The sequence below is a fragment of the Streptomyces sp. NBC_01481 genome, from assembly GCF_026339995.1.
Lineage (GTDB): Bacteria > Actinomycetota > Actinomycetes > Streptomycetales > Streptomycetaceae > Streptomyces.
Window position 1 is genome coordinate 252,085 of record NZ_JAPEPT010000002.1, and the last position, 21,449, is coordinate 273,533.

At 69.6% G+C, this 21,449-nt stretch carries 20 protein-coding genes; 10 read left to right on the plus strand and 10 right to left on the minus strand.

Features of this window, described 5'->3' with window-relative positions; genetic code table 11:
• Positions 1-2: 2 nt before the first annotated feature.
• On the minus strand, positions 3-1,760 hold the full coding sequence (locus OOK40_RS11600) for a hypothetical protein (protein WP_266479615.1): 1,758 nt from the start codon (positions 1,758-1,760) through the stop codon (positions 3-5).
• 155 nt (positions 1,761-1,915) lie between these two features.
• On the opposite strand from OOK40_RS11600, the gene radA reads away from it, so the two are divergent.
• Both radA and disA read left to right on the plus strand, forming a co-directional pair.
• Positions 1,916-3,349 (plus strand): DNA repair protein RadA, encoded by a 1,434-nt coding sequence (gene radA / locus OOK40_RS11605; protein WP_266479618.1) that lies wholly within the window; start codon positions 1,916-1,918, stop codon positions 3,347-3,349.
• Positions 3,350-3,450: 101 nt separating this feature from the next.
• Positions 3,451-4,575, plus strand: coding sequence for a DNA integrity scanning diadenylate cyclase DisA (disA, locus tag OOK40_RS11610; RefSeq protein ID WP_266479620.1), 1,125 nt, complete (start codon positions 3,451-3,453; stop codon positions 4,573-4,575).
• A gap of 90 nt (positions 4,576-4,665) precedes the next feature.
• On the opposite strand, the gene OOK40_RS11615 is transcribed toward disA, so the two are convergent.
• On the minus strand, positions 4,666-5,478 hold the full coding sequence (locus OOK40_RS11615) for a hypothetical protein (protein ID WP_266479623.1): 813 nt from the start codon (positions 5,476-5,478) through the stop codon (positions 4,666-4,668).
• Between the two features lie 182 nt (positions 5,479-5,660).
• Between OOK40_RS11615 and OOK40_RS11620 the strand changes: the two genes are divergently transcribed.
• The 5 genes from OOK40_RS11620 (at position 5,661) to cseC (ending at position 10,093) form a co-directional block, all read left to right on the plus strand.
• Complete coding sequence (locus OOK40_RS11620; RefSeq protein ID WP_266479625.1) at positions 5,661-6,569, plus strand: A/G-specific adenine glycosylase; 909 nt, start codon at positions 5,661-5,663, stop codon at positions 6,567-6,569.
• A gap of 253 nt (positions 6,570-6,822) precedes the next feature.
• Positions 6,823-7,395, plus strand: a complete 573-nt coding sequence (locus OOK40_RS11625) for a SigE family RNA polymerase sigma factor (protein ID WP_266481599.1) — start codon at positions 6,823-6,825, stop codon at positions 7,393-7,395.
• Positions 7,383-8,054 (plus strand): hypothetical protein, encoded by a 672-nt coding sequence (locus tag OOK40_RS11630; RefSeq protein WP_266479627.1) that lies wholly within the window; start codon positions 7,383-7,385, stop codon positions 8,052-8,054. Before OOK40_RS11625 ends, OOK40_RS11630 begins: the two co-directional genes overlap by 13 nt.
• A 12-nt stretch (positions 8,055-8,066) precedes the next feature.
• On the plus strand, positions 8,067-8,774 hold the full coding sequence (gene cseB / locus OOK40_RS11635) for a two-component system response regulator CseB (RefSeq protein WP_266479629.1): 708 nt from the start codon (positions 8,067-8,069) through the stop codon (positions 8,772-8,774).
• On the plus strand, positions 8,771-10,093 hold the full coding sequence (cseC, locus tag OOK40_RS11640) for a two-component system sensor histidine kinase CseC (protein ID WP_266479631.1): 1,323 nt from the start codon (positions 8,771-8,773) through the stop codon (positions 10,091-10,093). Before cseB ends, cseC begins: the two co-directional genes overlap by 4 nt.
• A 63-nt stretch (positions 10,094-10,156) precedes the next feature.
• Here cseC and OOK40_RS11645 read toward each other — a convergent pair whose 3' ends face one another.
• Complete coding sequence (locus OOK40_RS11645) at positions 10,157-11,824, minus strand: MDR family MFS transporter (RefSeq protein ID WP_266479634.1); 1,668 nt, start codon at positions 11,822-11,824, stop codon at positions 10,157-10,159.
• A 103-nt stretch (positions 11,825-11,927) separates the two neighbouring features.
• Between OOK40_RS11645 and OOK40_RS11650 the strand changes: the two genes are divergently transcribed.
• The gene (locus OOK40_RS11650; protein ID WP_266479636.1) at positions 11,928-12,488 is read left to right on the plus strand and encodes a TetR/AcrR family transcriptional regulator; all 561 of its coding nucleotides are present in this window, start codon (positions 11,928-11,930) and stop codon (positions 12,486-12,488) included.
• 68 nt (positions 12,489-12,556) lie between these two features.
• On the opposite strand, the gene OOK40_RS11655 is transcribed toward OOK40_RS11650, so the two are convergent.
• Positions 12,557-13,315, minus strand: a complete 759-nt coding sequence (locus OOK40_RS11655) for a M23 family metallopeptidase (protein WP_266479638.1) — start codon at positions 13,313-13,315, stop codon at positions 12,557-12,559.
• A gap of 537 nt (positions 13,316-13,852) precedes the next feature.
• On the opposite strand from OOK40_RS11655, the gene dacB reads away from it, so the two are divergent.
• The gene (dacB, locus tag OOK40_RS11660; protein ID WP_266479641.1) at positions 13,853-15,466 is read left to right on the plus strand and encodes a D-alanyl-D-alanine carboxypeptidase/D-alanyl-D-alanine-endopeptidase; all 1,614 of its coding nucleotides are present in this window, start codon (positions 13,853-13,855) and stop codon (positions 15,464-15,466) included.
• Between the two features lie 107 nt (positions 15,467-15,573).
• Here dacB and OOK40_RS11665 read toward each other — a convergent pair whose 3' ends face one another.
• Positions 15,574-18,099 carry an ATP-dependent Clp protease ATP-binding subunit gene (locus OOK40_RS11665; protein ID WP_266479644.1) on the minus strand — a complete coding sequence of 842 codons (2,526 nt, stop codon included), beginning with the start codon at positions 18,097-18,099 and terminating at the stop codon, positions 15,574-15,576.
• 432 nt (positions 18,100-18,531) lie between these two features.
• On the opposite strand from OOK40_RS11665, the gene OOK40_RS11670 reads away from it, so the two are divergent.
• The gene (locus OOK40_RS11670; protein WP_266479647.1) at positions 18,532-19,110 is read left to right on the plus strand and encodes an SCO3374 family protein; all 579 of its coding nucleotides are present in this window, start codon (positions 18,532-18,534) and stop codon (positions 19,108-19,110) included.
• Here OOK40_RS11670 and OOK40_RS11675 read toward each other — a convergent pair.
• The 5 genes from OOK40_RS11675 to OOK40_RS11695 all read right to left on the minus strand — a co-directional run bounded on the left by OOK40_RS11675 (position 19,089) and on the right by OOK40_RS11695 (position 21,411).
• On the minus strand, positions 19,089-19,424 hold the full coding sequence (locus OOK40_RS11675) for an Lsr2 family protein (protein WP_142214397.1): 336 nt from the start codon (positions 19,422-19,424) through the stop codon (positions 19,089-19,091). The genes OOK40_RS11670 and OOK40_RS11675 overlap by 22 nt on opposite strands.
• Before the next feature lie 143 nt (positions 19,425-19,567).
• Entirely contained in the window at positions 19,568-20,089 is a 522-nt protein-coding gene (locus OOK40_RS11680; RefSeq protein ID WP_266479655.1) for an amino-acid N-acetyltransferase, read from the minus strand.
• A 9-nt stretch (positions 20,090-20,098) separates the two neighbouring features.
• Positions 20,099-20,494 carry a BlaI/MecI/CopY family transcriptional regulator gene (locus OOK40_RS11685; RefSeq protein ID WP_266479657.1) on the minus strand — a complete coding sequence of 132 codons (396 nt, stop codon included), beginning with the start codon at positions 20,492-20,494 and terminating at the stop codon, positions 20,099-20,101.
• Positions 20,495-20,608: 114 nt separating this feature from the next.
• Complete coding sequence (locus tag OOK40_RS11690; RefSeq protein ID WP_266479660.1) at positions 20,609-20,782, minus strand: hypothetical protein; 174 nt, start codon at positions 20,780-20,782, stop codon at positions 20,609-20,611.
• A gap of 14 nt (positions 20,783-20,796) precedes the next feature.
• Positions 20,797-21,411 (minus strand): hypothetical protein, encoded by a 615-nt coding sequence (locus OOK40_RS11695; RefSeq protein WP_266481601.1) that lies wholly within the window; start codon positions 21,409-21,411, stop codon positions 20,797-20,799.
• Positions 21,412-21,449 lie beyond the last annotated feature (38 nt).

Here is a 21,449-nt window from a genome sequence, read left to right on the forward strand (position 1 = left end):
CCTCAGCCCGACGGCGACGGCTGCGTCTCCGCCTGGGACGGCGGCGGGTCCGACGGGTCCTGCCCCGGCGAGGAGGGGTCCGTGGGCGACGGGTCCGAAGGGGGCGGGGTCGGATCAGAAGACGCCGGCGTCGGGGTCGGTGTCGGGTCTGTCGGCGTCGGGGGCGGATCCGACGGGGTCGGCGTCGGGTCTGCGGGCGTCGGCGTGGGCGTCGGCGTCGGGTCCGAAGAGGGCGGCGTCGGGGTCGTGCCGTAGCCGTCGATCTCCAGGACCGCTCCCGACGGGTCCACCCCCACCCGCGCACTCCACGGCCCCGCCGGCTCCCGCCCGTGATCCACGCTCACGTAGATCGTGACCGACTCGCCCGGACGCAGCGTCCCGGAGGAGCGGCTCACATACAGCCAGGGCGCGTCCGTCCACAGGGACCAGGCCACCGGAGCCCCGCCCGACGCCCTGAGCGTGATGCGGGTCGTGTCGCCCGCGGGCTCCGCCTCGACCGTGATGCGGCCGGGTCCCGGAACGCCGGGGCGGGCCGGTGGGAACGAGGCACCCGCGCTGATGACCTCGACCGAGACGTCGGGCGAGCGCATGCCCGCCGTGAACCTCGGATCCGGTTCCGCGCGCGCGTTGCCCGCGTTCTCGTAGTAGTCGTACGGCTCGCCGTCGAGCCCGCCAGGACCGTCCGCCTCGCTCGCGGTGACCGAGGACCCGTTGTGCCCCTCCCCCGTCTGCGGCGCGCCCCGGTACGCCGCCCACAGCGCGAGCACCGGCGCCGCGACGACGGTCGCCACGACCGTGGTCGTCACGGCGCGTGCCCGCAGCCGGTCACGCCGGGCCGCGTGGTCCTTGGGGTCGAGCGGAAAGCCGCGGGGGCCGAAGCGCGGCGCGCCCGCGCGGGCGCGCGGGACGTCCAGCATCGCGCTGTACGCGGCGGCCCGCGGCGCCTCGACCAGGGGCAGCTCGGCCGGGGTGACACAGGACCCCGGCCAGGGCCCGCCCGCACCGGCGCGCTCGGCGGCGCGGCGGCAGCGCGGGCAGTCGTCGACGTGCCGGACGAGTTCCTGGCGCAGCGCGGCGGAGAGCAGGACGCGGTGGTCGTCGGTGAGCCGGGCGACGGCCGGGCAGTTGCCGGTCTCGACGACGGCGAGCGCGGCCCGGGTGCGCTCGACCTCGCACGCGGCCGCGGCGAGCAGTTCGCGCGCCGCGAGTGCGCCGAGGCCGAGGACCGAGGCGACTTCGGAGGCTCCGAGCCCGTGCCGGACGGCGAGTTCGAGGGCCTCGCGCTGTTCGGGTGTCGTACCGGCCGCCTCGGGCCAGGCCAGCAGCGCCAGTTCGCCGCGGCGGCGCTCGGCGACGTCCTCGCAGACCCGCGGGGCCTCGTCCGGGACGGCGGGCCGCGTCGGCCGCCCGGTGTGCGCCCCCTGCCGCTGGCGCCGCTGTTCGGCCAGTCGGCGCAGACAGGCCCAGCGCGCAAGCGCGTACAGCCATGCCTTCCGCTCGGCCTCGCCCGAAGGGCAACGCCCCTCATGCCGCTCGGCGATGGCGAGTACGTCGCCGAGCAGCGCGGTCGCGGCGTCGTGGTCGCAGAGCACGGAGAGGCAGTAGGTGAACAAGCCGTCGAGGTACGGCTCATAACGCGCGGGCGGCCGTTGTGCGCAGGGGCGGGGCGCACGCCGGTGTCCCCGGTGTGCGCCGGTGATGTGGGTCGGTGGCTCCAGCCTGCTGCTCGTCACGCCGTGACCGTAGGCGCTGAAACACATCCCCTTCGTACCCCTTGAACACTTTTAATCCTTACGGGTGAACACATCGCTCGAAGGGGGACAGGAATCGTTAATTCCACCCCTACCGGTCCGCCCTGCGGCCATGACAGGCCGCGGGAGACCTCGTTGTCAGTGGTCCCCTATACGGTTCCTGCATGGCTGTCCGTACGAAATCCGCGAAGGACCGGCCGTCCTACCGCTGCACCGACTGCGGCTGGACGACCGCCAAGTGGCTCGGCCGCTGCCCTGAATGCCAGGCCTGGGGCACGGTCGAGGAGTACGGCGCACCCGCTGTCCGTACGACCGCCGCCGGGCGCGTCTCCACCGCCGCGCTCCCCATCGGCCAGGTCGACGGCCGGCAGGCGACCGCCCGCTCCACCGGTGTGGCCGAGCTGGACCGCGTCCTCGGCGGCGGCCTCGTGCCGGGAGCCGTCGTGCTGCTGGCGGGCGAGCCGGGCGTCGGCAAGTCCACGCTGCTCCTCGACGTCGCCGCCAAGGCCGCGAGCGACGAACACCGCACGCTGTATGTCACCGGCGAGGAGTCCGCGAGCCAGGTCCGCCTGCGCGCCGACCGGATCAACGCGCTGCACGACCACCTGTATCTCGCCGCCGAGACCGATCTCTCGGCCGTCCTCGGCCACTTGGACGCGGTCAAGCCCTCGCTGCTGGTCCTCGACTCCGTACAGACCGTCGCATCACCCGAGATCGACGGGGCACCCGGCGGCATGGCCCAGGTCCGCGAGGTCGCGGGCGCACTGATCCGCGCCTCCAAGGAGCGGGGCATGTCCACGCTCCTGGTCGGCCATGTCACCAAGGACGGCGCGATCGCCGGACCGCGGCTCCTCGAGCACCTGGTGGACGTCGTGCTGTCCTTCGAGGGCGACCGGCACGCCCGCCTCCGTCTCGTACGAGGCGTCAAGAACCGCTACGGCGCGACGGACGAGGTCGGCTGCTTCGAGCTGCACGACGAGGGCATCACCGGCCTCGCCGACCCCTCGGGCCTCTTCCTCACCCGCCGCGCGGAGGCCGTCCCCGGCACCTGCCTGACGGTCACCCTCGAAGGCCGCCGCCCTCTCGTCGCCGAGGTGCAGGCGCTGACCGTCGACTCGCAGATCCCCTCGCCCCGGCGCACCACCTCGGGCCTGGAGACCTCACGGGTCTCGATGATGCTGGCCGTACTGGAACAGCGCGGCCGGATCACCGCCCTGGGCAAACGCGACATCTACAGCGCGACGGTTGGCGGCGTGAAACTCTCCGAGCCCGCGGCGGACCTCGCGATCGCGCTCGCCCTGGCGTCGGCGGCCAGCGACACCCCACTGCCCAAGAATCTGGTCGCGATCGGCGAGGTGGGCCTCGCGGGCGAGGTCAGAAGGGTGACGGGCGTCCAGCGAAGGCTCGCCGAGGCGCACCGGCTCGGCTTCACACATGCCCTTGTCCCCACCGATCCGGGCAAGATCCCTGCGGGTATGAAGGTCACGGAAGTCGCCGACATGGGGGACGCTCTCAGGGTGCTCCCGCGCGGTCGCCGTACGGCTCCCGACAACGGTTCCGAAAGGCGCTCCGAGAGAGCTTCCGGAAGGGGTCAGTAGACCGCCGCGGGGAAAGAGCGCACCGAGGCCCCACGGGCGGGCGACACGCGCCGGTAGACTTTGCCCTGGTCTCGCCCATCCGTACGAGCCGGAGGAGTGCAGTGGCAGCCAAGGACGGGGCAGGTGCACCCGGAAAGTCCGGCGGGGGCTCCGGCAACGAAGCACTGATCCGCGCCGCACTGAGCGCGGTCGCGCCCGGGCAGGCCCTCCGCGACGGCCTCGAGCGGATCCTCCGCGGCAACACCGGAGGCCTGATCGTCCTCGGCATGGACAAAACGGTCGAATCCATGTGCACCGGCGGCTTCGTGCTGGACGTGGAGTTCACCGCGACCCGGCTGCGCGAGCTGTGCAAGCTCGACGGCGCGCTCATCCTCGACAAGGACATCAGCAAGATCCACCGGGCCGGTGTGCAGCTGGTCCCGGACGCCTCCATCCCCACCGAGGAGACCGGCACCCGCCACCGCACGGCGGACCGGGTCTCGCGCCAGTGCGGCTTCCCCGTCGTGTCCGTCTCCCAGTCGATGCGCCTGATCGCGCTCTACGTGGACGGGGAGCGGCGGGTCCTTGAGGAGTCGGCCGCGATCCTCTCCCGCGCGAACCAGGCTCTCGCGACCCTCGAGCGCTACAAACTCCGCCTCGACGAGGTCGCGGGCACGCTCTCCGCGCTGGAGATCGAGGACCTGGTGACGGTCCGCGACGTGACGGCGGTGGCGCAGCGCCTGGAGATGGTGCGCCGGATCGCGACCGAGATCGCCGAGTACGTGGTGGAGTTGGGCACCGACGGCCGTCTTCTCTCGCTGCAGCTGGACGAGTTGATCGCGGGCGTCGAGCCGGAGCGGGAGCTGGTCGTACGCGACTACGTGCCCGAGCCCACGGCGAAGCGGTCGCGCACGGTGGACGAGGCGCTTGCCGAGCTGAACGACCTCACGCACACCGAGCTGCTCGAACTGCCCATAGTGGCAAGGGCGTTGGGCTACAGCGGCTCGCCCGAGACGCTCGACTCCGCGGTCTCGCCGCGCGGTTACCGTCTGCTGGCGAAGGTGCCCCGGCTGCCCGGCGCGATCATCGAGCGGCTCGTCGAGCACTTCGGCGGCCTGCAGAAGCTGCTGGCGGCGAGCGTCGACGATCTGCAGACGGTCGACGGCGTGGGCGAGGCACGGGCACGGAGCGTGCGCGAGGGCCTGTCGCGGCTGGCGGAGTCCTCGATCCTCGAGCGGTACGTCTGAGGTCCCTGTCCTCAATCGCCGGACGGGCCGGATCTGCCGGCCCGTCCGGCGATTGACGACAAACCCCGACCGCGCGGCCCAGGCTCCGACTCAGTCCTTTTCGAGGCGGAACGACGCCGGCAGCACCGTCACCCCCGGGAACGCCGCCTCCACGAGATACGTGCCCGGACCCACCGCCCCCGCGGGCGGCGTGGCGCACTGAGGTGCGCTCCGCTTGCGGTCCCACTCCACGGTGTGCGTGATGCTCGCCCCCGCCGGGACCCTCAGCAGCAGACTCCCCGCCGCCCGCGGGCAGTCCTTCGACGACCACACCGCGTCGTCCTCGTCGTCGGTGACGGTGAGCACGGCGGCCTTGGGCCCGAAGTCCGCCTTGCACGTCGTCGCCGAGGAGTTGGCGGCGACCAGATGGAACGCGGGCTTCTCCCCCGGCCCGTAAGCGACTTCGACGCTGCGCAGGGTCAACTTCAGTGCGCCCGGGGCGCAGTCGGGCAGGCTGGAGCCGGCCGGGACCTGCTGGCCGCCCGCGCCGCCATTGGCCGCGCCGCCCGCCACGTTGTCGCCGTTCTTGCCCGCGGTGGTGCCACCGTCGCCGCCCGCGCTGTCGCCCGTACCGCCGCCGTCACCGGTGCCGTCGCTGCCGCCGGTTTCGCCCGACTCGTCGCGCCCGCCCGGCTGTTCACTGATCGCGGTGCCGGACTGCGAGGGTCCGGGGGTGATGGTGCGGGCGGGCGTCGAGCCGTTGGCACTGTCGCCGTCGCCCGTGCCTCCGTTGCCACCGCCGCCGGAACTGACGGTCCATACGATCAGCATCGCGAGCAGCGCGATCAACGAAGCCGCGACTGCCCTCCGTCGCCAGTAGATGGAGGAGGGGAGCGGCCCGATCGGATTGCGCAGAGATCCCACGGCCCAAACTCTACGAGAGATCCGGTCCAACTCCGGCCCCACCCGCCGCCGGAGTTCGCAAGTTCTGCCGATCATCATCCCGGGCGGCATCGACCAGTCCGTACACCCGTCACCGAGAGAAGGCGACGGCCTCACGGAGCGTATGCAGCATCGGCTCGCCGGGACGTGCCAGGATCGGAGTGATGACTGAAACCACCACAGACCCTGCCCCGGCCGATGCGGCGGGCCTCCACGCCCCCGTCATCGCCTGGTTCGACGAGCACGCACGCGATCTGCCCTGGCGCCGCCCCGAGGCCGGCGCCTGGGGTGTGATGGTCAGCGAGTTCATGTTGCAGCAGACCCCGGTCAACCGGGTACTGCCGGTGTACGAACAGTGGCTGGCCCGCTGGCCGCGCCCTGCCGATCTCGCGGCCGATGCGCCCGGCGAGGCGGTCCGCGCCTGGGGGCGGCTCGGTTATCCGCGCCGTGCGCTGCGCCTGCACGGGGCCGCGCAGGCGATAACGGACCGGCACGGCGGCGATGTGCCGAGCGACCACGCCCAGTTGCTCGCACTGCCGGGCATCGGGGAGTACACGGCGGCCGCGGTGGCCTCCTTCGCGTACGGACAGCGCCATGCCGTCCTCGACACCAATGTCCGCCGGGTCTTCGCCCGCGCGGCGAGCGGCATCCAGTACCCGCCGACCGCGACGACCGCGGCCGAGCGCAAGCTGGCACGGGCACTGCTGCCCGACGACGAGGAGACCGCCGCCCGCTGGGCAGCGGCCTCCATGGAGCTGGGTGCGCTGGTGTGCACCGCGAAGAACGAGGACTGCGCGCGCTGCCCGATCGCCACGCGGTGCGCCTGGCGGCTGGCCGGTAAGCCCGCGCACCAGGGGCCCGCGCGCCGCGCCCAGACCTACGCGGGCACGGACCGCCAGGTGCGCGGCAGGCTCCTTGCCGTGCTGCGCGAGGCCGTGGTGCCGGTGCCGCAGTCGGCGCTGGACGCGGTCTGGCACGAGCCGGTGCAGCGGGCCCGGGCGCTGGACGGTCTGGTCGCGGACGGCCTTGTGGAGCCGCTGGAGAACGGCGTCTACCGCCTCCCCCAGAACTGACGCCGAGCAGACACAGAGCAGACGCCGAGCCGCCCCGGATAGCCGTGCCCGCGGCCCGGTCCGCAACACGCCCGGGTGCCGTTTCCCACCCGAACCGTGCCTGAAACCTCTCCTGTTACACAACCGATGGATGGCCGTGCGCCCTCCGACGGCTGGACCGCACAGCCCCGTGACAACAGCTCCGTAGCTTCATCTGGCGTAAGGGGACGGCAGTTGCTTGTCACGGGGATTCACGGGGATGGAGGCGGTTGAAATGGCGCACGGCGAGGTGCTCGAATTCGAAGAGTACGTACGCAACCGGCAGGAGGCTCTGCTGCGAAGCGCCCGGCGTCTCGTACCCGACCCGATCGACGCCCAGGACCTGTTGCAGACCGCTCTGGTCCGCACCTACGGCCGCTGGGACGGCATCGCCGACAAGTCGCTGGCCGACGCCTACCTCCGCCGCGTGATGATCAATACGCGTACGGAGTGGTGGCGGGCCCGCAAGCTCGAAGAGGTTCCGACCGAGCAGCTGCCGGACGCGAGCGTCGAGGACGGCAGCGAGCAGCGCGCGGACCGCGCCCTGTTGATGGACGTACTGAAAGTTCTGGCTCCCAAGCAGCGCAGCGTCGTCGTGCTGCGACACTGGGAGCAGATGAGCACCGAAGAGACAGCTGCCGCGCTGGGCATGTCGGCCGGTACGGTGAAGAGCACGCTGCACCGGGCCCTCGCCCGGCTCCGCCAGGAGCTGGAGAGCCGGGACCTGGACGCCCGCGCCCTTGAGCGCGGCGAACTGCGGCGTGACCGTGAGCTCGACGAACGGGGGCAGGAGCGGTGCGCGGCCTGAAAGTCAGAGGCGGCAACAAGGGCTTGGCGGCGAGCGGCGCGGCGATGGCCGGGCTCGCCGCCGTAGGCGTGTTCACCGTCGCCTGCTCCTCGGGCGGCACCGGGGTCCACGACGAGGGCGCGGCTCATGCCGACGTGGTCGCGAAGGCCACCCCCTCGCCCAACTCGAGCCCCACGAGCGGTGCGCAGAAGACCGAGGGCGCGAACCCGGTAAAGCTGATCATGAGTGACCCCAAGGTCAGCGAACGGGTCAAGGCCGACCTCAAGCCGTGTGCCCGGGACTCCTACCCGCTGGACACGTCCTATGGAAACCTCACCGGCGGGACCAAGCCGGATGTGGTCGTCAACGTCCTGACGTGCGGCGACGCGGTTGGCATGGGCACGTATGTGTACCGCGACAACGGCGAGAGGTACGAGAATGTCTTCGCGGCCGAGGAGCCCGCGGTGTACTCCGCGATCGACCGGGGCGACCTGGTGGTGACCAAGCAGGTGTACGCCAAGGGTGATCCGGCCGCCGAGCCGTCGGGCGAGGAAGTCACCACGTGGCACTGGGCGGGCGGGAAGTTCGTCCAGCAGTACTGGGTGCGCAACGAATTCAGCAGATCGGTCGGCGAGGGCGAAGCAGTCGTCCCCGAACCGTCATCGACGAGCGAGAACTGAGAGAGCAGCGGGATGGCCGAGACCCATGTCCTGTTCGTGGAGGACGACGACGTCATCCGCGAGGCGACCCAGCTGGCGCTGGAGCGCGACGGCTTCAGGGTGACCGCGATGCCCGACGGGCTGCAGGGCCTCGACGCGTTCCGGGCGAACCGTCCGGACATCGCGCTGCTCGATGTGATGGTGCCGGGCCTTGACGGCGTGAGTCTGTGCCGCCGTATCCGGGACGAGTCGACCGTGCCGGTGATCATGCTGTCCGCGCGGGCCGACTCCATCGATGTGGTGCTCGGCCTGGAGGCCGGCGCCGACGACTACGTCACCAAGCCCTTCGACGGCGCGGTGCTGGTCGCCCGTATCCGCGCGGTCCTGCGCCGCTTCGGCCACGCGGGCGGCGCGGCGGGCGGCGAGTCGGGCCCCGCGGGCCAGGAGGCGCAGGAGGCGCTGCTGGTCTTCGGCGATCTCGAGATCGACACGGAGGGCATGGAAGTGCGCAAGGCCGGTGATCCGGTGGCGCTGACGCCGACCGAGATGCGGCTGCTGCTGGAGTTCTCCTCCGCGCCCGGCACCGTGCTCTCCCGCGACAAGCTGCTGGAGCGGGTCTGGGACTACGGCTGGGGCGGCGACACCCGGGTGGTGGACGTCCATGTCCAGCGGCTCCGCACCAAGATCGGACAGGACCGGATCGAGACGGTCCGCGGCTTCGGTTACAAGCTCAAGGCATGAGGCGGCTCGTACTGCGCACCGGCGTCCGGTGGAAGATCAGCATCGCGATCGCAGGGGTGGGCGCACTGATCGCCGTGGCGCTGAGTCTTGTTGTGCACAACGCAGCCCGCGTCTCGATGCTGGACAACGCGCGCGATGTCCAGATGGACCGGGTGCTGCTCGCGCAGCGCTGGTACGAGACGTCCAAGAAGGACCCCCGCTTCAACACCAAGATCAATGACCCCGCGCTGCCCAAGTCGCTCCAGAAGCTGATGCGGGAGAAGCGGCGCGGCAGTTACGTCTACGAGGGCCACGGCAGCACGCCCGACATCTGGGCCGCCGTACCCCTGTCCAACGGCGATGTGCTCTCCCTGCACAGCCAGTTCGCCGGACGCAGCGCCACCGTCATGAACGACCTCGACCGGGCGCTGATCATCGGCTCGGTCTCGGTGGTGTTCGGCGGCTGCGCGCTCGGAGTGCTGATCGGCGGACAGCTCTCGCGCAGACTGCGCAAGGCCGCCGCGGCAGCCGGCAATGTCGCCCAGGGCAAGACGGATGTACGGGTCAGGGACGCCATCGGCGGTGTCGTACGCGACGAGACCGACGATCTCGCCCGTGCCGTCGACGCCCTGACCGACGCGCTGAACGAACGCATCGAGGCGGAGCGCCGCGTCACCGCGGATATCGCGCACGAGCTGCGCACCCCCGTCACCGGGCTGCTCACGGCCGCCGAGCTGCTGCCGCCCGGCCGCCCCAGCGAGCTCGTACGGGACCGGGCACAGGCCATGCGGACGCTGGTCGAGGACGTCCTGGAGGTGGCAAGGCTCGACAGCGCGTCGGAGCGGGCCGAACTCCAGGAGATCGCGCTCGGCGAGTTCGTCAGCCGCCGGATCACGGCACTGAATCCGGACGTGGTGGTCCGGGTCGTGCACGAGTCCTGGGTCAGCACCGATCCGCGTCGCCTCGAACGCATCCTGCTCAATCTGCTGACCAACGCCGCCAAGTACGGAAAACCGGCGGTCGAGGTCACCGTCGAGGGCCGCGTGGTGCGGGTCCGCGACCACGGTCCCGGCTATCCCGAGGCGCTGCTGCGCGAGGGCCCGAGCCGCTTCCGTACGGGCGCCAGCGACCGGGCGGGCACGGGCCACGGCCTGGGTCTGACGATCGCGGCGGGCCAGGCACGCGTCCTCGGCGCACGGCTGACCTTCCGCAATGCCGCGCCGGAAGGGATGCAGACGCCGCTGGGCGAGTCCGGCGGCGCGATCGCGGTGCTGTGGCTGCCCGAGCACGCGCCGACGAACACGGGCAGCTTCCCGATGATGCCGCTCCCGGACCACTGACAACGGCCCCCGGTGTGCACACCGGGGGCCGTCGGCCGGGCATTCTGCGGGGTTCGGGCGCGGTCAGACCCTCTCGGCGACCTTCTCGCCGCCGGCATCCGCACTCTCCTCCGCGTCCGCACTCTGCTGAGCGTCCGCGTTCGGTTCCGCGGCGGGCGCCGGGGCCGCCCCGCGCAGCGGTACCTCCTTGACGAAGAACGCCGCCAGGAAGCCGATCACCGCGACCGCCGCCCCCAGCAGGAAGGCCGCGTGGGTGCCGGACGACACCGCGACCTCGTACGCCTCCCTCACCGGGTCCGGCAGCTTCGCCAGGCTCGCGGCGTCCAACTGCGCGGACCGCTCGGTGATCGCCGAGCCGCCCCTGGCCGCCATCTCGTGCTGCACCCGGCTGGTGAACAGCGCGCCCATGATCGCGACGCCGAAGGAGCTGCCGAGCGTACGGAAGAGGGTGGCGCCGGAGGACGCGACGCCCATGTCCTTCAGCTCCACGCTGTTCTGCGCGACCAGCATGGTGATCTGCATCAGGAAGCCCATGCCCGCGCCGAGCACCGCCATGTACAGGCTGGAGGTCAGCCGCGAGGTCTCGGTGTCCATCGTCGAGAGCAGGTACAGGCCGACCATCATCAGCCCGCCGCCGATGATCGGGAAGAGCCGGTACTTGCCGGTGCTGGTGGTGACCCGGCCCGCGATCATCGAGACGACGAGCATCGACATCAGCATCGGGAGCAGCAGCAGGCCGGAGTTGGTCGCGGAGGCGCCCTGGACCGACTGCTGGTACAGCGGCAGGAAGAGCACCGCACCGAACATCACGAATCCGGTCAGGAAGCCGATCACCGACATGAGGGAGAAGTTGCGGCTGCGGAAGATGTGCAGCGGCATGATCGGTTCGGCGGCCTTGGTCTCGACGAAGAAGAAGCCGGTGAGCGCGGCCACGCCGATCGCGATGAGCTCCATGATCACGGCCGAGTCCCAGGCGTACTCCGTACCGCCCCAGGTGGTCACGAGCACGATCGAGGTGATGCCCACGGTCAGCAGCCCGGCGCCCACATAGTCGATGCGCGCCTTGGTCCGTTCCTTCTTCGGCAGGTGGAGCACCGCGGTGACCATGGCGAGCGCGACGGCACCGAGCGGCAGGTTGATGTAGAAGCTCCAGCGCCAGCCGAGGTGGTCGGTGATGGTGCCGCCGACCAGCGGTCCGCCGATCATCGCGACGGCCATGACGGCCGCCATCATGCCCTGGTACTTGCCGCGCTCCCGCGGCGGAACCAGATCGCCGATGATCGCCATGACGCCGACCATCAGTCCGCCCGCGCCCAGTCCCTGGATGGCGCGGAAGCCGATGAGCTGGCCCATGTCCTGGGCCATGCCGCTGAGTGCCGAGCCGATCAGGAAGAGCACGATGGAGGTAAGGAAGGTTCCCTTGCGGCCGTACATGTCGCCGAGCTTGCCCCAGATCGGGGTGGAGGCGGCGGTGGCCAGGGTGTACGCGGTGACGACCCAGGAGAGATGCTCCAGGCCGCCGAGCTCACCGACGATGGTCGGCATGGCGGTGCCGACGATCATGTTGTCGAGCATGGCCAGCAGCATGGCGATCATGAGCGCGAGGATCACGACCCGGACGCTGCGCTCCTGAGGCTGAGCCTCCTGCTGCGCCTGTGACGGTTGCTTCGCCTGTTGCTCCCCCGGCGCCTCGGCGCTCGGCTTTTTCTTGTCTCCCGATATACCGGCCATCGTTCCAACTCCCCGACACTTACTTGCCGCCCGGCTAGCTGACTACACTGGGAAGGTAGACCCGCAACTAGCCGGGCGTCAAGTAAGTTTTCAGGAGAGCCCCATGGCCAGAGGCAACACCCGCCAGCGCATTCAGGACGTGGCCCTGGAGCTCTTCGCCGAGCAGGGCTACGAGAAGACCTCGCTGCGCGAGATCGCAGAGGCCCTCGACGTCACCAAGGCCGCGCTGTACTACCACTTCAAGACCAAGGAAGACATCCTGATCAGCCTCTTCCAGGACCTCACGAGGCCGATGGACGAGCTGATCGAGTGGGCACAGACGCAGCCGCACACCCTGGAGACGAAGAAGGAGATCCTGCGCCGCTACAGCCAGGCACTGCTCGGCGCGGCCCCGCTCTTCCGTTTCATGCAGGAGAACCAGGCGACGCTGCGCGATCTGAGCATCGGCGAGACCTTCAAGGACCGGATGCTGGCGATGGTGGAGCTGATCAAGGAGCCCGAGGCGGCGCTGTCCGACCAGGTCCGCTGCTTCAGCGCACTCTTCACGATGCACGCCGGGATGTTCCTGCTCAAGGACGTCGAAGGCGACCCGGAGGACAAGCGCATGGCCGTCCTCGAGGTCGCCACCGATCTCGTGAGCCAGGCTCACGGCGTCAAGGGCTGACGCGCTGCGGCGTCAAGCTCGGCGCACCGGGCCCAGTGGGTCCGGCCTGGTGCGTCCGGCTCGGTGCGTCAGATGGAGACGCCCTCGGCACGCAGGAAGGCCATGGGGTTGACCGCGGAGCCGTAGTTCGGGGTCGTACGGATCTCGAAGTGCAGGTGCGGGCCGGAGGAGTTACCGGTGTTGCCCGAGCGGGCGATCGTCTGGCCGGTCTTCACGTGCTTGCCGACGAACACGTTGATCTTCGACAGGTGGGCGTACTGCGAGTACGTGCCGTTGGCGTGCTTGATCACAATGGCGTTGCCGTACGCGGAACCGTCGCCGCCGCCGTTCGGGCCGGCCTTCACGACGACACCGCCGTGGGTGGCCTTGACCACGGTGCCGACCGGAACGGCGAAGTCCTGGCCGGAGTGCTTGTGGGACCACATGGCGCCGCCCTGGTTGAAGCTCGCGCTCAGCGTGTAGCGGGCGACAGGCTTGACCCAGCCGACCTTCTTGGCGGCCTTGGCCTTGGCGGCCTTCGCGGCAGCGGCCTTCACCGCGGCAGCCTTCGCGGCCTTGGCCTTCGCGGCGGCCTTGAGGGCCTTCGCGTTGGCGGCGGCCTTGGCGGCCGCTGCAGCCTTCGCCGTCGCGGCGGCCTTGGCCTGCACGTCGGCCTGGACGGCCACGGCGGCTGCGGGAGTCGTGGCTGCCGCCTTGCCCGCAGTTGCGGAGGCGACACCGGCACCGGCTCCGACGACCATCACGGCGCCGAGTCCGGCGGCGACGACGGTGCCACGGTTACGGAGCACGGACGGGCGGAGACGGTGGTTGATGACGCGCTTCGACATACGGGAGAACCTCCGGGCATGAATGGACCCGGCGCGCTGGCACCGGGCTGGCCATCCCTTGGTAACCCGTCCTCCCGTTCCACCTCAAACACCCCATCTACGACATTGCGTCGTAGCCGTCACCCCGGGAATTCAACTCTTGACGCCATTCCCATCCCCACCGGAGTCGCTCGAAAAGCGGACAAAATATCCCAGCATGGAGAGGTTTAAGCCCTTGTGTGAACCGGCCGAAACCGACATCCCGCCCGGATAAGCACCTCTCGCCCAGTTATGGACCAAAGGTCTCGCCGCGATCCTGGACGGAGGACCCCCTTCGAGGGGTGACAAGTGCTCCTATCCCGGCTAGTAGGGCCGGATGAGCCTGTGTGCCTTGTCACGGACCCGGGGCCCGCCGGGGGCCGCGAATGTTAGCCGCGACACACCAACTCCCGTGTCGCAAATGCCGGTTTCGCCCCAGATCGACACTCCGGAAGTGGCGCCCATACGACCGAACCGCCACCTTCCCGACCCGCCCCGCCTCCGGGATGCTCCTGTGCCATGAGTAGACCCGTGATTCGCCCGACCCGAGGCCGCGGACAGCTCCGCAGCCGGCTCAGGCCCGCCCTCTTAGGCCTCGCCTGCATCCTCACGTCCACACTCACCTGGAGCGCACCCGCCGGAGCCGGACCCTCCGACACCGGGCTCAAGGGCGCCATCGACGCGATCCTCGCCGACGCCCGCATGGAGGGCGGGGCCGCGAGCGTGGTCATCGCCGACGCCGCCACCGGGGAGCGGCTCTACCAGCGCGACGGCGGCGACCGCCTGATGCCCGCCTCCAACACCAAACTCGCCACCTCCGCCGCCGCGATGGCCCTGCTCGGTCCCGAATACCGCTTCCACACCGACGTCCTGTCCACCGGCAGCCGTCACGAATCCACCCTCCGCGGCGATCTCTATCTGCGCGGCGGCGGCGATCCCACAACCCTCGCCAAGGACTACGACCGGCTCGCCGCCGACCTCGCGGCCTCGGGCGTGAAGCGCGTCACCGGCCGCATCGTCGCGGACGACACCCGTTTCGACACCCAGCGCCTCGGCCGCTCCTGGGCCGCCGACGACGAGTCCTCGTACTATTCCGCGCAGATCTCACCGCTCACCCTCGCGCCGGATACCGATTACGACTCCGGCACGGTCATCGTCGAGGCACTGCCGGGCGCCGCCCCCGGCGACAAGCCGCGCGTGAGCCTCACCCCGCTCACCGACTACGTACGCGTCGACAACCGCGGCACCACGGTCCCCGCCGGGCAGACCGACACCCTCGCCATCGAGCGGCAGCACGGCACCAACACGATCATCATCAGCGGGAACATCCCCGTCGGCGCGAGCGCGACCAAGGAGTGGGTGGCCACCTGGGAGCCCACGGGCTACGCCGCCGCGGTCTTCTCCGACGCGCTCGCCGAGCACGGCATACGCATGTCGGGGAGCCCCCGCCTCGGCCGTGCGACCCCGCCCGGCGCGAAGCTGCTGGCCTCTCACAACTCCATGCCGCTGCGGGAGTTGATGTTCCCCTTCATGAAGCTGTCCAACAACATGCACGCCGAGACGCTCACCAAGACGATCGGCTACGAGACGGCAGGCCGCGGTACCTGGGAAGCGGGCCTCGCGGCAATCGGCGGCTACCTGGGGAAGGAAGGCGTACGGACCTCCACGATCCGCCAGTTCGACGGCTCGGGCCTGACCCGTATGAATCTCTTCCCGGCCGAACAGCTCGCCACCCTGCTCCTCTCCGTACGGGACGCTCCCTGGTACGCCGACTGGTACGCATCCCTTCCGGTGGCCTGCAACACCGACCGCGCGATCGGCGGCACCCTGCGCTCCCGTATGTGCGGGACCCCTGCGGCTCTCAACGCCCGTGGCAAGACAGGGTCGTTGACGGGCGCCTCGGCGCTGTCGGGGTATGTGAAGGACGCTGCGGGCCGTGAGCTGGTCTACAGCATCGTCCTCAACAACTACCTGGCGTCCTCGGTGAAGAGCATCGAGGACGCGATCGTCGTCACCCTCGCGAAGTCTGACACGGGGGCGGGCGCCATCGCCGCTGTGGCCCCGAACGCGGTGCGCACCCAGGAGCTTCCGTCCAACCTCGAATGCTCCTGGCAGAAGCCGAAGTTCTGCTGAAACGCCGGTGGCCCGCTCAGGGTCTCACCGACGGGACAGGCAGAAGAAGGGGCTGCCCCGGACCGTACGAAACGGTCCGGGGCAGCCCCTTCGGACACTCAGAACGCTTACGCGTCCTTCGACAGGTTCGGCCCGGCTCCGCCGGCCGCCTGCTCGATCGGAGGAACGTCCGGCAGCGCCGACTTCTCCTCGCCGCGGAAGGTGAACTTCTTCTCCTCACCCTCGCCCTCGGTGTCCACGACCACGATGTGACCGGGGCGCAGCTCGCCGAAGAGGATCTTCTCCGACAGGATGTCCTCGATCTCGCGCTGGATCGTCCGGCGCAGCGGCCGGGCGCCCAGAACCGGGTCGTAGCCCTTCTTCGCGAGCAGCGACTTGGCCGTGGGGCTGAGCTCCAGACCCATGTCGCGGTCCTTCAGGCGCTCGTCCACCTTGGCGATCATGAGGTCGACGATCTGGATGATGTCTTCCTCGGTCAGCTGGTGGAAGACCACGGTGTCGTCGACACGGTTGAGGAACTCGGGCCGGAAGTGCTGCTTCAGCTCTTCGTTGACCTTGACCTTCATCCGGTCGTAGTTCGACTTGACGTCGCCCTGCGCCGCGAAGCCCAGGTTGAAGCCCTTCGAGATGTCCCGGGTCCCGAGGTTGGTCGTCATGATGATGACCGTGTTCTTGAAGTCCACGACCCGGCCCTGGGAGTCGGTCAGCCGACCGTCCTCCAGGATCTGCAGAAGGGAATTGAAGATATCGGGGTGGGCCTTCTCGACCTCGTCGAAGAGGACGACGGAGAACGGCTTCCGGCGCACCTTCTCGGTGAGCTGGCCGCCCTCTTCGTAACCCACGTATCCGGGCGGGGAACCGAAGAGACGCGAAACCGTGTGCTTCTCGCTGAACTCCGACATGTCGAGGGAGATCAGCGCATCCTCGTCGCCGAAGAGGAATTCGGCGAGCGTCTTGGAGAGCTCGGTCTTACCGACACCAGACGGGCCGGCGAAGATGAACGAGCCACCGGGGCGCTTCGGGTCCTTCAGACCCGCTCGCGTACGGCGGATGGCCTGCGAGAGCGCCTTGATGGCGTCCTTCTGACCGATGACGCGCTTGTGGAGCTCGTCCTCCATGCGCAGCAGCCGGGAAGACTCTTCCTCGGTGAGCTTGAAGACGGGAATGCCGGTCGCCGTGGCGAGGACTTCGGCGATGAGCTCGCCGTCGACCTCGGCGACGACGTCCATGTCGCCGGCCTTCCATTCCTTCTCGCGCTTGGTCTTCGCCGCGAGCAGCTGCTTCTCCTTGTCGCGGAGAGAGGCCGCCTTCTCGAAGTCCTGGGAGTCGATCGCCGACTCCTTGTCGCGGCGGACGCCCGCGATCTTCTCGTCGAACTCGCGGAGGTCCGGCGGCGCGGTCATCCGGCGGATGCGCATCCGTGAACCGGCCTCGTCGATCAGGTCGATCGCCTTGTCCGGCAGGAAGCGGTCCGAGATGTACCTGTCCGCCAGCGTCGCGGCCTGGACCAGCGCCTCGTCGGTGATGGAGACGCGGTGGTGGGCCTCGTAGCGGTCCCGGAGGCCCTTGAGGATCTCGATGGTGTGCGGCAGCGACGGCTCCGCGACCTGGATGGGCTGGAAGCGGCGCTCGAGCGCGGCGTCCTTCTCCAGGTGCTTGCGGTACTCGTCCAGCGTCGTGGCGCCGATGGTCTGCAGCTCACCACGGGCCAGCATCGGCTTGAGGATCGAGGCGGCGTCGATCGCGCCCTCGGCGGCACCCGCACCCACCAGGGTGTGGAGCTCGTCGATGAACAGGATGATGTCGCCGCGGGTGCGGATCTCCTTGAGAACCTTCTTCAGGCGCTCCTCGAAGTCACCGCGGTAGCGGGAGCCGGCGACGAGCGCACCGAGGTCCAGGGTGTAGAGGTGCTTGTCCTTGAGGGTCTCGGGCACCTCACCCTTGACGATGGCCTGAGCCAGGCCCTCGACGACCGCCGTCTTGCCGACGCCGGGCTCGCCGATGAGAACCGGGTTGTTCTTGGTACGGCGGGAGAGCACCTGCATGACCCGCTCGATCTCCTTCTCGCGCCCGATGACCGGGTCGAGCTTGGATTCACGAGCGGCCTGGGTGAGATTCCGGCCGAACTGGTCCAGGACGAGCGAGGTCGAGGGGGTGCCCTCGGCCGGGCCGCCTGCAGTGGCCGCTTCCTTGCCCTGGTAGCCGGAGAGCAGCTGGATGACCTGCTGCCGCACCCGGTTGAGATCGGCGCCGAGCTTCACGAGGACCTGGGCGGCGACGCCCTCGCCCTCGCGGATCAGGCCGAGCAGGATGTGCTCCGTGCCGATGTAGTTGTGGCCCAGCTGAAGGGCCTCTCGGAGCGACAGCTCCAGGACCTTCTTGGCACGGGGGGTGAAGGGGATGTGCCCGGACGGAGCCTGCTGGCCCTGCCCGATGATCTCCTCCACCTGCTGGCGGACCGCCTCGAGCGAAATCCCGAGGCTCTCCAGGGCCTTAGCGGCGACACCCTCACCCTCGTGGATAAGGCCCAGGAGGATGTGCTCGGTGCCGATGTAGTTGTGGTTGAGCATCCGGGCTTCTTCCTGAGCCAGGACGACAACCCGCCGCGCGCGGTCGGTGAACCTCTCGAACATCGTTAATCGCTCCTCAGAGCGGTCAGGCAGTAAGGGGTCGGTCCCCTCCCTGTCCTTCCGCAGCTTAGTCCCGCAAGCGGGGACCGCTCATTCCAACTGCCGACACCCGTCTGTGGCCTCCTGACCGCTGAACGCCGACAACTGCTCAACCCGATGGTGCGAGACGATGTTCCCGCAGGCCAGGCAGTTACCCTCACCACCGCTACGCCGATGGCGAACGTGAGCCTGCACCTGCGAGCGTGTCGCCCCTCCCCACTAGGAATGTCTTACCCGCAAGCACTGACACTCCATGCGGAGCGCACCGGTTCCCTCAGCTACGGGCGAACAACCTTGCGCCTGCTGAAGCGCGCATACGCCCTCGACTCGGACACCCTGTGCGATCGCACTCACACTCTGCGTAACTCCCGGGGCGGCTCTCCCGTTCCCGGGGGTATGGCTTCCATCGTCCCGCTTCCCCGCGCGTCCTGCGACGGCAGTGCCGCGCGGTGGTACGAGAACGAACTCGGCTGGGCCGCCGCGGAGGGGTCGCCGGTGCGGCTGCTCACCGGGCTGCGCTTCGATGTGCTGGAGCTGCCGGCGGACGCGGGCGCGGCCGTGCTGCGCCGGGCCGAGACGGCCGGTCCGGTGGTTCTGATGGGGCGCAGAATGCGGTTCCTGGTGGCCGCGGGAAGCGCGGAGGAGTTGCCCGGTCTGCTCGACTGGCTTCAGTGGGGCGGGATCGCGCTCGATCTGACCGCCATCGGCGTGGGCGGACTGATGACCGCCCCGCCGCCGCCCGGATGGCCTGGCTCGCGGGGGGCCGCCGTATGGCTGCGACCCCCCGTGCCGGGGCGCGAGGTGGAGCCGACGCTGCCGGCTCTGGCCCCTTTCGGACGCAGTGCCGGAACAGGTGGGGGTATCAGCCCCGATCTCGTACGACTCGTGGCCACCGTGGCGACCGAGTGCCACCGGGCCCGTTTGCTGCGTACGAATACGCCGCGCACTAATACTCAGCCGTTGGCCTTCTCGTAAGCCTCACGAACCGTGGCCGGGACACGGCCGCGGTCGTTCACCTCGAAGCCGTTCGCCTTGGCCCAGGCGCGGATTTCTGCGGTGTCCTTGTTACCGCCCGCGGCGGGACGACCCTTGCCACGGCCGGATGCGGCGCGGCCACCCGTGCGCCGACCGCTCTTGGCGTACGGCTCGAGGAGACCACGGAGCTTGTCCGCATTGGCGGTGGTGAGGTCGATCTCGTAGGTCTTGCCGTCCAGAGCGAACGTCACGGTCTCGTCCGCCTCGCCGCCGTCGAGGTCATCGACAAGAAGGACCTGAACCTTCTGTGCCACCGGATTTCCTTTCATCGAAAATGCAGTACGCGGAAAGGAAACCGCTTTTCCCTGGAAAACACAAACCCTTGGGAGAGGTTCAGAACCTCAAGAACGCGGGAAACATGCGCGATTCGGACATAGGGTTCCGACTCTTGCGGTGATCACAGGTGCAGAAGCATCCGGCTGTTGCCCAAGGTGTTCGGCTTCACTCGTTCGAGCCCGAGGAACTCGGCGACGCCCTCGTCATAGGAACGCAGCAGCTCGCTGTAGACATCTCCGTCGACCGGAGTCTCACCGATCTCCACGAAGCCGTGCTTCGAGAAGAAGTCCACTTCGAAGGTGAGGCAGAAAACCTTGCGCACCCCCAGCCAGCGGGCGGTCTGCAGTAGCTTGCCGAGCACCTGATGACCGATGCCGGTGCCCTTGACGACGGGATCGGTGGCGAGAGTGCGTACTTCCGCGAGGTCTTCCCACATGACATGCAGTGCGCCGCAGCCGACCACCCGGGCATCCTCGTCGCGTTCGGCGACCCAGAACTCCTGGATGTCTTCGTAAAGGGTGACCGTCGCTTTGTCGAGCAGGATGCCTTCACTCACGTACGGGTCGACGAGTCGGCGGACCTCGGGCACATCGCTGGTCCTGGCCCGCCTGACGGTGATGGCATTTGCTGCGGCATAAGGCATGGCCCGACGCTATCGCCCCGGCGGCGTACCGCCCTCGGGGGCCTCGTCGTCCTGAACCATGCGGACCGCGGCTTGCAGGGACTCGCGCTGCTCCGGCGACATCATGCTGAAGAAGGCGACCAGTGCGGCGGCGGGGTTGTCACTCCGGGACCAGGCTTCGTTCATCAGTGCTGCCGAGTAGGCGGCGCGGGTGGAGACCGCGGTATATCGATAGGCGCGGCCGTCGACTTCCCTGCGCACCCAGCCCTTCTGATGGAGATTGTCCATTACGGTCATGACGGTGGTGTAGGCGATGGACCGTTCCTGCTGAAGGTCTTCAAGGACTTCCCGGACGGTGACCGGCCGGTTCCATTGCCAGACGCGAGTCATGACGGCGTCTTCCAGCTCTCCCAATTGGCGGGGCACAGCGCCACCATAGTGCGAGTTGTGCCGGAATGGCCTGTTATTGCCGCAGCAAAAAGGACGTACGACGGGAAATCTGCCGTACGTCCTCGGTGCGAAGGGGTCCGCCGGTGAACGTCAGTCGTCGCGGCCGGCCTGGCGGGTGGATGCCGCACGGGCGAGCGCGGCGTCCACGATCGCATCCTCCTTGGCCTTGTTCGGGCCGCCCTGGCTCTTGACGATCGTCACGACCAGGAAGGTGAAGAAAATGGCCATCACCACGGGGGGCAGGAGCGCGGATACGTAGTCCATGGCTCCCAGAGTAGCTATCCCGCAGCCAGCTGTTCCGGTGGGGGGACGGGCTTGCGGCGGGGCGGGAAGACCTCGGAGGGCTTGGGCACCGGGCGCTCGCCGGGTGCGGGCGCCTTGGGCTGCGGTTCCTGCTGGGGCTTCTCGCGGGGTTTCTGCTGCGGCTTCGGCTCGTCGGCGGCGCGGCCGCCGGGGAGCGCGTGCAGTCGGGTGCGGGGGGTCGGGGCGCTCGCCGGGGCGCGCGACTCGGTCCGTACCGCGCGGCCGGCCAGCCGGGCGCGTACGGAGTGCTCCGCCAGCGTCTGGCAGCGGCGCAGGACGGCGGCACCGACGGGATGGCCGCGCAGGGTGCGCAGCGCGGCCAGGTCCTCGGGGCGGGGGTCGTAGCCGGCGGCCAGGGCGTCCTGGAGGAGCGCCAGATAGCCGGCTGCCGAGCCGGGGAGCGCTTCGCGGTATCGGGCGAGGTCGGCGAGGAGAAACGTACGCAGCCGGCCGGCCTCGCGTACCGCCTCGTCAACGGAATCGGCCAGACGCAGACAGTCCTGGACGTCCTCGTCGGCGAGAGGGGCGGGATGGAGGGCACTGGCGAGGGCGCGTCGGAGCACACGCAGCTCGTCTGCGCTGAAGGCCATGCCGCCGCGGGATCCGTATGGCGTGGGCATGGGGCGAC